Here is a 13,232-nt window from a genome sequence, read left to right as displayed (position 1 = left end):
GACATTAATAGCCTCGCCGCGGGCAGGCGTCAACGCCTGACTGAACAATCGGCGAACGCGAGTCAGCGCTTGGGGGAGTCGAGGCTGGCGGCTGCCAGCGTCGGCAGCGGGCCGCGCGAACGGGTGAGCAGGCGCTCGTCGACGGCGTCGAGAGCGAGTGACGCGGCGCCGAGCGCGACGCACAATGCGCCCAAGGACGAGGCCCGCAACTCCGGCACGCGCGGGCACAGCCGATCCAGCTCGGCGGCGAGCGGCGCCATCAGTACGTCGGCCGACTGGGAGAACGCGCCGCCCAGCACCAGCAGCCGCGGGTCGACGATCGAGATAGCCGTCGCGGCCGCGACCGCCATCGCCCGCGCATACTTCCGTACGGCGGCCACTGCGGCCCGGTCGCCGTCGCGGGCCGCGGCGAACGCCCGCTCGGCCTTGTCCATCTCGGGGACCTGCGCCGGTACGACGGCGTGCAGGTGCTCGAGCGCGACCTCCCACGCGACACCGCGCAGCGCGGACATATCCGCCGCCGCGCCGTACGCACCCCGGCGCAACTGCCCGTCGAGCACCAACGCCAGTCCGGTACGACGGCCCGCGTGCAGGAACACCATGTCCGTCGCGCCTTGGCGTTGCTCGGCGAGGGCGGCGAGCTGGCTGTCGTTGTCGACGACAACGAGCGGCGCCGATCGGCCGAAGTATTCGGCGAGGTCGGTGCCGGCCCAGTCGGGGATCGCATTCGCCCGTACGACGGTGCCCGCGACATCGACCAGTCCGGTGGTGCCAACGCCAACCGCCCAGACCTGCGCACCGGCACTGCGCGCGCCTGCGCCGGCTGCGCTGCCTGCGCCGGCTGCGCCGACCTCGGCGACCAGCGCCGCGACCACCTCATCCGCCCTCGCGAGCCGCCCGCTGCGCGGTGTCTCGGGGGTGACCGATCGCCGCTGGCTCGCGAGCGTCTGCCCGTTCAGGTCGGTGAGGACTCCGCGGACCGAGAATGCACCGATGTCGAGCCCGGCGACGTACCCGGCCTCGGCGCGGAACCGGTAGGTCCGCGCGGGCCGGCCGCGGCCGCGGATCGCCGGGCTCTCCTCGACCAGCCAGCGCCGGCTGACGAGGCTCGCGAGGACCTCCTCGACCGCAGTACGTCCGAGGCCGCTCTGCTCGACGATCTGCGCGACCCGCACGTCACCCGCGGAGCGCACGGCCGCGAGTACGGCCCGCTCGTTGAGCTGCCGCAACCGGGACTGATCTCCGGCATCCGGCGTCGTCGACCCCATGATTGCGCCAGCCTAGTATCAGGAGTCCCAGATCGGGCCGAGCGCAGGGATTCCGAGCTGTTCGAGTCCGTGCACGACCGACCAGGTGACGTTGCGGTTCGACACGCAGATCACGGCCTCCGCACCGGAATCGGCGTACGCCGAGTAGGCCAGCTTGACCATGTCGGGCTTGCCGTGCGCGTCGGTGTCCCAGATCAGGGCGTCGGGCTGCGCGGCGAGAATCTCGTCCACCAGGTGCTGTCCGTACGTCTTCACCGGGTCGCGCGTCACCCAGACGAGCTTGCTCGGCACGCGGCTCGCCAGGATGTGCGCAAGGATCGGTCCGATGCCGCTGCCGGTGGCCACGTAGACCACCCGGCGGAAGACCAGGCCGTAGTTCGCCATGCCGGCGGTCGCGATGCCCCGGACCCACAGGTGCGACGGCGGATTGTCGATGAACTCACCGGTCCAGTCGCCGGCCCGCGACACCGCCATCCGGAACCCCTCGACGCCGGGCGTCGGGATCACCGCGAAGCTGTGCCACTGCTGCAGCGGGTGCCGTGCGACGGAGCGCGACGAGCCGGCCATCGGCATGCCGTAGCGCGAATGCACCAGGGCGACATGCGACGACGGGCGGATGACGTCGACCGGGACTCGCCGCAGCAGCATCCACGGTGCCAGCGAGCTGATCGTGGTGATGGCGAGGACCCAGACGGTCGGGGTGGCCGCGACCGCCGTGAGCAGCGGTCCGGGTCGCTCGTCCGCGAGCAGTAGTGCCCCGATCCAGAACAGGATCGACAGGCTCCACCCGCCGTACCTGTGGATGCGCTCGAAGCGATCGTGGTGCTTGGCGCGGGCTTTCGGTCGCGCGGTGATGACGATCGACAGCAGCAGGAGCGCCTGAGCACAGTAGACGAGTTGCAGCGCCGGACCGACCTGCCCGATTGCGGCGACGGTCAGTGCGAGGAACCAGAGGGTGCCGCAGACGGCGCCGCCGACATGCAATCCGCCCAGGTGATAACCCTTCGCGAAGGCCCAGCGGACGCGCAGCGGCCAGGATTTCGGGACCTTCATCACCAGCCGGGAAAGACAATTTAGGATCAGTTGTTGCCGGACCAGAATTCCGGCGGCGAAATTCAGCTGCGCCACCAGCGCGAGATCGGCGACCCCGTGCACTCCGCCCAACAGCACAACGACATTCGCGACGACGACCAGCAGCGCCAGCCGATTGCTCTGCATCAACCGCGGATGCTTCAGAACCCGTCGCAGTAACGGCAGTTTCGCCGGCAACGCAGCAACATCCGGACGTTCGAGAACCTGCACCGTGCCCATTGAAAATTCCCCCAGAATTTCCACATCACCCCAGTAATGCAGGCTGAGACGCCCGATCACCCCCAACAGGTTGATCAGTCGGCCACCACTGCAACACAACCTCAACAATCCGCGGCTGACCCCGGCGCACGTGAGGATGGGCGCATGGCCGGAAACGATCAGCACCCCAAGGACCCCGACCTGACCGCGGAGTGGGTCCAGATGTTCACCGACACGCCGAACCCGTTGTCGGACCGGCTCAAAGGCATGGAAGAGGCCGGCGTGGACACGCCGACGAAGGCCGCTTTCGTCCGCGGCGAGCTGAACAAGCTCACCCGCAAGGACGGCCCGGCGAAGTAGGGCTTACAGCCCTCGCAGTACTGCCCGGCCCAGGGGAGTGAGGGTGTGGTCGACCGATTGGCCCAAGCGGGTCGTGGTGATCAGGCCGCTTTCGCGGAGCACTTTGGCGTGCTGGCTGATCGAGCCGGGCGAGACGCCGAGGCGGTGGGCGAGTTCGCTGGTGGACGCGGCGCTCTCCAGGCCGGCCAGGAGTTTCGCGCGGGTCGGGCCGAGCAGCCGGACTAGTACGTCGAGGTCCGCGATCGTGTCGTCGAAGGGCTCGTCGTCCGGCTGGATCGGCAGGACCAGCGTCGGCGGCAGCTCGTCGTCGATGAACGTGACCGGCGCGCCGAAACAGAAGTACGACGGGACGACGAGCAGCCCGCGGCCGTCGAGGTCCAGTGTCTGCTCGGTGAAGTAGTCGGCCTCGAGGACCGGCGCGTGCCAGCGGATCGAGGTGTGCAGCCGGCTCAGCATGCCCTCGACCCCGGCGTTCAGGAGCAGCGCCGTGAGTCGCTGGCGTGCCTGCTCGACCCCGGTCCGGACCGCGCTCCAGACCGGGCGTACGGCGGTGTGGTGGTACCGCTCGAGGGTTTGTACGACAGGATCGAGCCGGCCGCTGTCGTACGCGTCCTCCGCCCACCGTGGCCTCGGTACGGCGGCCGGGTACGTGCGGGCCAGATCGTCGCGGACGACGGCCCGCGGTACCTGCCGGATCGCCTCGAACTGCTCGTCGACCTCTGATGACCCTGATGACCCTGATGACCCTGATGACATGGACGGTGTCAGGAAGTCGGCGAAGTTGCCCGAGGCCGGTACGACGGAGTACGCCGCGCGCAGGATGTCCTGATGTTCGCTTACCGCGCTGCGCCAGGCCCAGTACCGGGCGGGGAGGTTGTGGTACTGCAGGCCGTTGATGCTGAGGACCGACTCCCACAACGGATGCGGGCCGCTCGCCACCCGGACCCGCGCCAGGTCCGCGCTGGTGAAACGGATCCGCAGCATGACCTCCCCTTCCTGACCGTGTTCACGGTACGCGCCGGAGGGTTCCGTCGGCGGCTACCTGAGCGATCGGAACGCTGCCCGTACCTCCTCGGTGAACAGCTGGGGCTCTTCCCAGGCGGCGAAGTGACCGCCGCGAGCCGGCTTGTTGTAGTAGTCAAGGCTCGGGTAGGCGAGCTCGACCCAGCTGCGCGGCGACTGGAAGATCTCACCCGGGAACGAGCTGAACGCGACCGGCACGCCGACCGGTGGTGGGGTCGCCCCACCGCGGGCCATGGTGCTCTCCCAGTAGGCGCGCGCCGCGGAGACGCCGGTGCCCGTGAGCCAGTACAGCGTGACGTTGTCGAGGATGTGGTCGCGGGTCAGGTTGCCGGAGACCAGTCCGCCGCGGAACGCGCGGGAGATCTTGTAGTAGCTGTCGGTGTCGTGGTCGAGCATCCAGGACGCCAGCGCGACCGGCGAGTCGAGTAGTGCGTAGCCGATCGTCTGCGGGCGGTTGGACTGCTCGACGATGTAGCCGTTGCCGGTCCGGGCGAACTCGCCGAGCGCCTGGGTGGCGGCGATCTCCTCCGGCGTGATCGCCGGGAACTGGGCGCCGCCGAGGGCCGGAACGAGCAGGTTGAGGTGGATGCCGAGCAGACCGGCCGGTGCGAGCCGGCCCAGGCTGTCGGTGATGGCGGCGCCGACGTCGCCACCCTGGGCGACGTACTTCGGGTAGCCGAGGCGGCGCATCAGCTCGTCCCAGGCGCGTGCGGTGCGGCCGGTGTCCCAGCCGGTCTGGGTCGGCTGGGCGGAGAAGCCGAAACCGGGGACCGACGGCAGCACCAGGTGGAACGCGTCCGCGGCGCTGCCGCCGTGCGCGGTCGGGTCGGTGAGCGGGCCGACCGTCTCGAGCAGCTCGACGATCGAGCCGGGCCAGCCGTGGGTCATGACCAACGGCATGGCGTCCGCGTGCCGGGAACGGACGTGGATGAAGTGGATGTCCACGCCGTCGATCTCGGTGGTGTACTGCGGAAGCTTGTTGAGCTTGGCCTCGAACTTGCGCCAGTCGTACCGGGTGTTCCAGTACTTCGCCAGCGCCTGGCTGGTGGCGAGCTGGACACCCTGCGAGCGGTCTGTGACCAGCTCCGCGGAGGGCCAGCGGGTCGCGGCGACCCGGCGGCGCAACTCGTCGAGCTGGTCACGCGATGCGGTGAAGCGGAACGGCCGGATGGCGGCGGAGCCTGACGGTGCCGGTGACGACACTGCGGCCGGAGCTGCTGCCGCCTGGTCGCCGAGCGCCGCAACGGCGGGTACGGCGAGCCCTGCGGCCAGCCCGCCGTACAGCACCGTGCGCCGGCTGGGCCTGGGGGACGCTGACGTAGACATATTCTTCCCTTTCACGAGTTCCGTGTACTCGTGAAAGGTTGCTCCGCCCGTGTCCGCGTCGCCCCAGTAGAAATGCCTAGTCGATGACTGCCGGCGGCGCCTTCTCGTCGGTCAGGTTCACGACCTCACGCTTCCGCGGGAGCATCAACGCCGGTATCAACGTGATGACGACCAGCACCCAGGCGACCCAGTAGGTGTGCGCGAACGACGCCGCGGCATCGGCGAGACCGCGCGCGAGCACGGCCGGGTCGAGGTGCAGCGGGATGATGCTCGCCGGACGGGTGTTGGCCAGGATCGCTGCCTGCGTCTCGCGCAAGCCCTCGTCGAGGCCGGGGATGTTCTGCGTGCCGGGGATGATCGGGGAGTTGTTGAGCTGGTTGGTGAGGATGACCGACATCGTCGCGACACCGCACGAGGAGGCGATCTGCTGGGTGATGTTCAGCAGTGTCGATCCGCGCGCCACCTCGGCGCCGCGCAGGGTCCGCAGCGCGGTGGTGAACAGCGGCATCATCGTGCCGCCCATGCCCAGCCCCATCACGAAGAGCATCGCGATCAGGATCCCGTACGGCGTGGTCGCGGTGATCTGGGTCAGGCCGAACATGCCGATCACGATCAACCCGATCCCGAACGGCACGATCCGGCCCACGGGGACCTTGTCGACCAGTCGCCCGGCGATCGGCATGGTCACCATCGCACCGATGCCCTGCGGCGCGACCAGCAGGCCGGCGTGCAGTGTGGACTCGCCGCGGATCTGCTGGAAGTACGTCGGGACCAGCAGCAGTCCGCCGAAGAACGCGGCGGCGAAAAGGAACATCGTGATGATCGAGATGGTCAGGTTGCGGTCGCGGAACAGCCGGAGATCGAGCAGCGGGTGCGCCGGGCGGAACGAGTGCCAGACGAAGGCCGCCATCAGCAGTACGCCGACCAGCACCGAGACCCACACCCGGGGGGCACCGAAGTCACCGCCCTCGGCCGGCAGGGACGAGATGCCGAACAGGAACAGCGCGAGCCCGGGCGACATCAGCAGCACACCGACGAAGTCGAACGACTCCGACGGCTCCGAGTGGTCCTTGGCCAGCGCGAACCGGGCGTAGATCAACGCGATCACGCCGAGCGGGACGTTGATCAGGAAGATCCAGTGCCAGCTCGCCACCTGGATCAGCCAGCCGCCGAGGATCGGGCCGAGGATCGGGCCGAGCAGCATCGGTACGCCGAGGATCGCCATGAGCCGGCCCATCCGGCGCGGGCCGGCGGCCTGGGTCATGATCGTCATCCCGAGCGGCATCAGCATGCCGCCGCCGAGGCCCTGCAGGACGCGGAAGCCGATCAGCATGTTGATGCTGGTGGCGGTCGCACACAGCGCGGACCCGGCGGTGAACAGGAAGATCGCGGTCATGTACAGCCGCTTGGTGCCGAACCGGTTGGCGGCCCACCCGGTCAGCGGGATCACGGTCGCCAGCGCGAGCGTGTACGCCGTGACCGTCCAGGCGACCGTGGAGTAGGCGATCGGGTTGCCGGCCGTCCCGAACTCGTCCTGGAAGGTCGGCAGCGCGACGTTGACGACGGTGATGTCGAGGATCGACATGATGGCGCCGAGCACCACCACACCGGCGATCTTCAGCACCGCGGCATCGATCTGATCGGGGTATTCGGTTTGCGCGTCAGGCTGGCTCACGGGTCCCCCCTCGGGTACGAGCACGTCTGTCCCAGAGCCTACGCGCGCCCACCCCCCAAAAGTCATCCTCTTTCCCCGCCATAACTCCCCGTCACCACCCAACTCCTGTCGAAGGGGGTTCTGTCAGTACCCCGTTCATGAGGGCCTCCCGCCGACTGTCCGGAGACGGTTGTCTGGGTTGTGAGCAACTAGGAGGACAGATGAAGGAACGCACTCTCGGGGCCGACGGTCCGGTGGTGTCGGCGGTCGGGCTCGGTTGTATGACGATGACCGGTGGGTATGGCGGGCAGCCGGATCGGGCGGAGATGGTGAGGCTTCTGCAGGCTGCTGTGGAGCTGGGCGTCACGTTCTTCGACACGGCGGAGACCTACGGACCGCATGCGAACGAGGAGCTCGTCGGCGAGGCGCTGGCGCCGTACCTGGATCAGGTTGTGGTGGCAACGAAGTTCGCGAACGCGATCGATCCGGTCGAGCGCAAGCCGGTCGGGCGGATGCTGCGGCCGGACGAGGTGGCGGGCGCGGTCGAAGGCTCGTTGCGGCGGCTCGGGGTCGAGGCGATCGACCTGTACTACCAGCATCGCGTGAATCCGGCGTACCCGATCGAGGAGTTCGCCGGGGCGGTGAAGGAGCTGATCGAGGCCGGCAAGGTCAAGCGGTACGGGATGTCCGAGGCGGCCGCGGGCACGATCCGGCGCGCGCACGCCGTACAGCCCGTGACCGCAGTGCAGAGCGAGTACTCGCTGTGGTGGCGTCGCCCCGAGGAAGAGGTACTGGCTGTGTGTGAGGAGCTGGGGATCGGGTTTGTGCCTTACAGCCCGCTCGGCAAAGGGTTCTTGACCGGAACGGTCGGGACGACCTTCGACAAGGACAACGATCTGCGGGCGCGGATCCCGCGGTTCGGTGCCGAGGCGTTGCAGCACAACGTTGCAATGGTCGAGCTGGTGCAGTCGTTCGCCGCCGCGAAGGGCGTGAGGCCGGCACAGGTCGCGCTTGCATGGTTGCTGGCGCGAAAGCCCTGGATCGTTCCGATTCCGGGTACGACGAAGCTGCACCGGCTGGAGGAGAACCTCGGGGCCGCCGAGGTCACGCTGTCGGCGGACGAGCTCGACCGGCTGACCGAGGCGTCGGCGCGGATCGAGATCCAGGGCGGGCGGTATCCGGATGAGCTGGAGGCCCAGACCAACCTGTAGGTCGTGGCCTACTGTGGTTCGTGCGGCACCCCTGTTGAACCCCTGTTGAACCCCGGTTGAGGAGGAGCGATGTCGGAGGAACCTTTCGAGACGTCGGAGAACGTGCATCGTGATCGGCGGGAGCACGGTGGCGGCGACGCGATTCACCCGGACCAGGACGAGCTGGATCGCCGGACCGAGGAGGAGCGGGTCGAGGCCGGGGTCGACGCGTACGACCCGGACGAGGTGCCGCCGGCGACCGACGAGCCCGTGCCGACCGACGTGACCCAGTCGGAGGTCTACGAGGAGGCGAAGGCGGAGCTGGACCGCGAGGAGTCCGAGGGTGAGATCTACCCGCTGACCGAGCGCCACCCGTTCCCGCCGTCCCACTACGACCGCTCCTGACCGGCGGGACCAGCCGATGATCGCGCGGATGTGGCGGGGCTGGGTGCCGACCGAGAAGGCCGCGGAGTACGCCGAGATCGTCGAGCGCACCGGGATGTCCGGCTACCGGCGTACGCCGGGGAACCAGGGCGCCCAGCTCCTGACCCGGGATCTCGGTGACGGCCGGACCGAGATCGTCACGCTCAGCTGGTGGACCGACCTCGACCACATCCGCGCGTTCGCCGGTGACGACATCACCCACGCCAAGTACTACCCCGAGGACGACGACTACCTGCTCGAGCGCGAACTCACCGTCACCCACTTCGAGGTCAGACCCCCCGACGACGCGCCCGACGACTCACGCTAGGGGTGCACGGTCGGTTCGGGCTTCTCGATTCCTGACGGGAAGCCGAAGGCCGCGACCAGGGCCGGATCCTGGAACTCCACCACCCGGGAGATGCCGGTGGCGGTCACGGTCAGTACGACGATGCCGCTCGCCCGGCCGCGGTGGTAGACGGCCGCGGCGGGCTGGCCGTTGGCGGTCGTGGGGATCAGCCGCCAGTCGCCCGGCGCCCCGAACACATGAGCCTCGAGCAGGTGGATGCACCTCGTCTTGCCCGCCTGCCAATCGCGGAACGGCGTCGCCTCGAGCGTGGCGTCAGCCCGAAGTACCTGCTCCAGCAGGTTGGCGTCCGACCGCTCGAAAGCCGTGATGTATCCGTCGAGCAACGCACGAGCCCGTTCGTCCGTCGGCTCGAGGAGCTCGTCCGGCTCGACCTCGTCCAGCGTCGAGCGCGCGCGTTGCAGGGCGCTCTTGACCGCCGCCGTTGTGGTGCCGAGCATCTCCGCGGTATCGGTCGCCGGAAACGCCAGGACCTCGCGCAGGATGAGTACCGCGCGCTGACGCGGCGGCAGAAGCTGGAGGCTCGCAATGAGCGCGAGCCGCACCGATTCACGCGCCACAATCACCGCGGCCGGATCGTCCGCGGCGATCCACCTGTCCGGGAGCGGCTCGAGCCAGGAGACCTCACCCGGTACGGCGGGGACCGGCGCCCGGTCGGGTCCGTCGTACGGGCCTGTCAGACCTGACGGCAGCACCCGGCTTTGTCGCGAGTCGAGAGCCGTCAGGCAGACGTTCGTCGCGATCTTGTAGAGCCACGAGCGGATCGAGGCGCGGCCCTCGAACCCGGCGTACGAGCGCCAGGCCCGCAGGTACGTCTCCTGCACCAGGTCCTCGGCGTCGTGCGCGGAGCCGACCATGCGGTAGCACAGCGCCAGCAGCTCCCGGCGGTACCGCTCGGTGTCGGCGGCGAACTGCTCGTCCGAGCCCATACGCAATTGTCTCAAGGCAGCAGGGCCAGCTTGCCGACGGTCGCGCGGGCTTCCAGCTCGGCGAGTGCTTTCGGCCCGTCGGCCAGGGGATAGGTAGTGGGGCGGCAAGGTGAGAGCACCTCAAGGGCGAACAGCTCACCCATGAGCTCGCCGAACAGCTGAGGTGCGGTCTGGATGAGTACGCCGAGGTTGAAGCCGATGACATGGACCTGGTGCCGGTAGACGAGGTCCCAGTTGGTGACCGCGGCTTCACCACCGGCCAATCCGGTGACGACGACCCGGCCCGTGACCCGCTTGGCCGCGGCCAGGCTGGCTTCGAGCGTCCCGCCGGACTCCACCACCAGATCAACGCCGGCGCCGTCGGTCAGTCGCAGTATGTCGGTTGCAAGGTCGGTACTGCGCGAGTCGAGGACATGGTCGGCCCCCAGCGCCAGCACAACCTCGTGTTTCGGCCGCGACGCCGTAGCGATGACGGTGGCGCCGAGGTGTTTCGCGATCTTCACGGCGGCCTGGCCGGTCGCACCCGCGGCTGCGTGAATCACGACCGTCTGCCCTGGGGTGAGGTCGCCCAGCAGTTTCACCGCAGCCAACGCGGTCGGCCAGTTCACCAGGATCCCCAACGCCTCGCGCGGCGCCCAGCCCGGCGGTATCGGCACGGGCGTCGAAAGCACCATGTACTCCGCGAACGCGCCGTCCCCGACTCCGACGACCTGCGCACCGAGTTGACCCTCGACCCCCTCGCCGACGGCCACGACCTCTCCAGCAGCCTCGAAGCCCGCGAGGTACGGCGGCTGCGGCCCGCCGCCGAACGTCCCACGACTCTTGGAGACATCGGCGAAGTTGACCCCGGCAGCAGCAACCCTGATCAGCACCTCACCCCGCCCAGGCACCGGTACCGCCGCATCGGTGACCAGCCGCAGGTCGCGCGGACCGTCGAAAGACATCTGTTGAAGCGCTCGCATTCCCATGACAGGTAGACCGACCCCGCGACGAAAAGGAATCGGTCTGGTTTGATGAGAGTTCCCGACGCCCCTAGGGAGAGCTGATGATTCGCCGTGCGTTCGTGCTGCTGGCCGGCTTGTCGATGGTGTGGTTGAGCGTGCCGGTCGCGCAGGCCACGCCGAGCGGAGACCGCGACGTCATCGTCCAACTGTTCGAGTGGAACTGGAACAGCGTCGGCCGTGAGTGCGGCGCAGTCCTCGGCCCCAAGGGGTACGGCGCTGTACAGGTCTCGCCGCCGCAGGAGCATGTCGTGCTGCCGGCGTCGGGGTACCCGTGGTGGCAGGACTATCAGCCGGTCAGCTACAGGATCGACAACACCCGCCGCGGCACGCGTGCGGAGTTCGTTGCCATGGTCAACAGTTGTCATGCGGCCGGCGTGAAGGTGTACGTCGACTCCGTGATCAACCACATGACCGGCGGCTCGTCCGGCGGCGTCGGCAGCGCGGGTTCGTCGTACACGCACTACGACTACCCGGGGATCTACCAGAACCAGGACTTCCACCACTGCGGGCGGAACGGCAACGACGACATCGTCAACTACAACGACCGGTACGAGGTGCAGAACTGCGAGCTGGTCGACCTGGCCGATCTCGCGACCGACACCGAGTACGTGCGCGGCCGGATCGCGGCTTACCTGAACGATCTGCTGTCGATCGGCGTCGACGGGTTCCGGCTGGATGCCTCGAAGCACATGGCGGCCGCGGACATCGCCGCGATCAAGGCCAAGCTGTCGCGCCCGGCGTACATCTATCAGGAGGTCATCTACGGCGCGGGCGAGCCGATCACCCCGGACGAGTACGTCGGCAACGGAGACGTGCTGGAGTTCCGCTACGCGACGGATCTCGCGAAGATCTTCAACACCGAGCGACTGGCGTATCTGCGCACGTTCGCCGAGCCGCTGCCGTCGGATCACGCGGTGGTGTTCACCGACAACCACGACACGCAGCGGGGGAGCGGCGTCCTGACGTTCCGCGACAACGGCCGGTACGCGATGGCGAACGCGTTCATGCTGGCGTGGACGTACGGCACGCCGAAGGTGATGTCGAGCTACGAATACAGCTCGAACGACGAAGGCCCGCCGTCGACGAGCTCCGGCCAGACCGTCGACACGACGTGCTTCACCAACCGCTGGCGCTGTGAGCACGAGTGGCGCGTGATCGCGAACATGGTCGGCTTCCACAACTCGGTCCGTGGGACGGCCGTGACCGAGTGGTGGGACAACGGCAACGACGCGATCGCCTTCGGCCGGGGCACCAAGGGATACCTCGTCCTCAACGACGAGAGCTCCGCGCTGACCGGCCGCAGCTTCCACACGGACCTACCGGCCGGGGTGTACTGCGACGTCTTCCACGGCGACTACACACCCGGCCACTGCAGCGGCCCGACGTACACAGTCGACTCAGGCGGCTGGTTCCGCGCCGACATCGCACCAACCGACGGCCTGGCCCTACACGCCGCCGCCAAGGTGTCCTGAAGGGCTATTCGCCGTACGGCGGGGTGGCGGCCGGGCCGGTCCAGTGGAAGTACACCGGATCGTCCAGGCTCACCGGGAGCTTGCCGCGGCTCTGGATGACGGTCGCGGTGCCGTTCGCGTGCCCGACGGCGTACAGGTAGGCAGACTTGGTGTCCTTGTCGATGCCGATCAGGAGCGTGCCGTACTGACCACACCGCTGCGCGACCAGCGCTTCGAAGCCCTGCCAGGTCGAGCCGCGGATGAGCTTGACGACCGCGCCGGCCGACGCCGCGGTCGGGATGTGGATCGTGTACAACGCCCCGCCGCGGGTGTTGGCGAGGAACGTGTCGTAGGTCCGGGTCTGGCTGATCAGCGTCATGGACTTGACCGCCGGGAACCCGGGGTACGACGTCTTGTTCCGCCAGACGCCCTGCGTATCCACGGTCCATCGGAACAGGACGCCGTCGCTGCGCAGACCGTACGTGTTCGTCCGGTAGAACGAGCCGCTCGCGTATGTCGACTGGTCGACGGCGGTGAAACCGGCCCAGCCACCGCCCACTCGGTTGAGGCTGGAGCGCAGGATCGCGCCGTCGGCGAAGTTGGCGGCGTAGAAGCTCTTGTACAGGGCGTCGCCGATGACGAGGTAGCCGCTGACCTCGGGGCCGGCCGCGTTCGCGTCGGCGGTCATCGTGGCGCTGAGCCGGACCTGGCCGTCCGGATACACGTCCCGGCCGACGATGTGTTCGTACGTGCGGGTCGGCGGTGTGGTCGCGGCCATGAGCTGCGTCCACTGGTCACCGCCGGCCGTGACGGATCCCAGGTTGACCTCACACGCCTGCGTCGCGGCACGGGGTGACGCGTCGGCTGACGTCGGCAACAAGCCGACGGCGAGTAGCGTCGCGACCGTCCCTGTAACGAGTGTTCGCTTCATTTCTGTCCTCCCCCGGACT

The 13,232-nt window shown here is 68.6% G+C and carries 13 protein-coding genes; 5 read left to right on the top strand and 8 right to left on the bottom strand.

Annotated features, from left to right (window positions below):
• Positions 1-62: 62 nt before the first annotated feature.
• Together ABT313_RS42400 and ABT313_RS42395 are read right to left on the bottom strand one after the other, a co-directional pair.
• Positions 63-1,268, bottom strand: a complete 1,206-nt coding sequence (locus ABT313_RS42400; RefSeq protein WP_350866390.1) for an ROK family transcriptional regulator — start codon at positions 1,266-1,268, stop codon at positions 63-65.
• Between the two features lie 18 nt (positions 1,269-1,286).
• Positions 1,287-2,639: an FNR domain-containing protein gene (locus ABT313_RS42395; RefSeq protein ID WP_350866389.1), complete on the bottom strand. Its 1,353-nt coding sequence runs from the start codon at positions 2,637-2,639 to the stop codon at positions 1,287-1,289.
• 84 nt (positions 2,640-2,723) lie between these two features.
• On the opposite strand from ABT313_RS42395, the gene ABT313_RS42390 reads away from it, so the two are divergent.
• Positions 2,724-2,918, top strand: a complete 195-nt coding sequence (locus ABT313_RS42390; RefSeq protein WP_350866387.1) for a hypothetical protein — start codon at positions 2,724-2,726, stop codon at positions 2,916-2,918.
• Positions 2,919-2,921: 3 nt separating this feature from the next.
• Here ABT313_RS42390 and ABT313_RS42385 read toward each other — a convergent pair whose 3' ends face one another.
• The 3 genes from ABT313_RS42385 to ABT313_RS42375 all read right to left on the bottom strand — a co-directional run bounded on the left by ABT313_RS42385 (position 2,922) and on the right by ABT313_RS42375 (position 6,942).
• Positions 2,922-3,902: an ArsR/SmtB family transcription factor gene (locus tag ABT313_RS42385; protein ID WP_350866385.1), complete on the bottom strand. Its 981-nt coding sequence runs from the start codon at positions 3,900-3,902 to the stop codon at positions 2,922-2,924.
• A 54-nt stretch (positions 3,903-3,956) separates the two neighbouring features.
• A complete protein-coding gene (locus ABT313_RS42380) occupies positions 3,957-5,267 on the bottom strand; it encodes an epoxide hydrolase family protein (protein ID WP_350866383.1) in 1,311 nt (436 codons plus the stop codon).
• Positions 5,268-5,343: 76 nt separating this feature from the next.
• A complete protein-coding gene (locus ABT313_RS42375) occupies positions 5,344-6,942 on the bottom strand; it encodes a DHA2 family efflux MFS transporter permease subunit (RefSeq protein WP_350866381.1) in 1,599 nt (532 codons plus the stop codon).
• A 200-nt stretch (positions 6,943-7,142) separates the two neighbouring features.
• Between ABT313_RS42375 and ABT313_RS42370 the strand changes: the two genes are divergently transcribed.
• The 3 genes from ABT313_RS42370 (at position 7,143) to ABT313_RS42360 (ending at position 8,862) form a co-directional block, all read left to right on the top strand.
• On the top strand, positions 7,143-8,132 hold the full coding sequence (locus ABT313_RS42370; RefSeq protein WP_350866379.1) for an aldo/keto reductase: 990 nt from the start codon (positions 7,143-7,145) through the stop codon (positions 8,130-8,132).
• A 69-nt stretch (positions 8,133-8,201) separates the two neighbouring features.
• Entirely contained in the window at positions 8,202-8,516 is a 315-nt protein-coding gene (locus tag ABT313_RS42365) for a hypothetical protein (protein ID WP_350866377.1), read from the top strand.
• A gap of 16 nt (positions 8,517-8,532) precedes the next feature.
• Complete coding sequence (locus ABT313_RS42360; RefSeq protein WP_350866375.1) at positions 8,533-8,862, top strand: antibiotic biosynthesis monooxygenase family protein; 330 nt, start codon at positions 8,533-8,535, stop codon at positions 8,860-8,862.
• Here the strand turns inward: ABT313_RS42360 and ABT313_RS42355 are convergent.
• Positions 8,859-9,842 (bottom strand): sigma-70 family RNA polymerase sigma factor, encoded by a 984-nt coding sequence (locus ABT313_RS42355; protein ID WP_350866374.1) that lies wholly within the window; start codon positions 9,840-9,842, stop codon positions 8,859-8,861. The two genes, ABT313_RS42360 and ABT313_RS42355, sit on opposite strands and share 4 nt — an antisense overlap.
• A complete protein-coding gene (locus ABT313_RS42350; RefSeq protein WP_350866372.1) occupies positions 9,839-10,771 on the bottom strand; it encodes a zinc-binding dehydrogenase in 933 nt (310 codons plus the stop codon). Before ABT313_RS42350 ends, ABT313_RS42355 begins: the two co-directional genes overlap by 4 nt.
• Before the next feature lie 101 nt (positions 10,772-10,872).
• Between ABT313_RS42350 and ABT313_RS42345 the strand changes: the two genes are divergently transcribed.
• Positions 10,873-12,303, top strand: coding sequence for an alpha-amylase (locus tag ABT313_RS42345; RefSeq protein WP_350866370.1), 1,431 nt, complete (start codon positions 10,873-10,875; stop codon positions 12,301-12,303).
• Positions 12,304-12,307: 4 nt separating this feature from the next.
• On the opposite strand, the gene ABT313_RS42340 is transcribed toward ABT313_RS42345, so the two are convergent.
• The gene (locus tag ABT313_RS42340; RefSeq protein ID WP_350866368.1) at positions 12,308-13,213 is read right to left on the bottom strand and encodes a hypothetical protein; all 906 of its coding nucleotides are present in this window, start codon (positions 13,211-13,213) and stop codon (positions 12,308-12,310) included.
• Positions 13,214-13,232 lie beyond the last annotated feature (19 nt).

This window comes from Kribbella sp. NPDC000426 (assembly GCF_040300265.1).
In the GTDB taxonomy this organism is placed as follows: domain Bacteria; phylum Actinomycetota; class Actinomycetes; order Propionibacteriales; family Kribbellaceae; genus Kribbella.
Note: the sequence above shows the minus strand (reverse complement) of the source record. Positions and strands in the feature narration are given on the sequence as shown.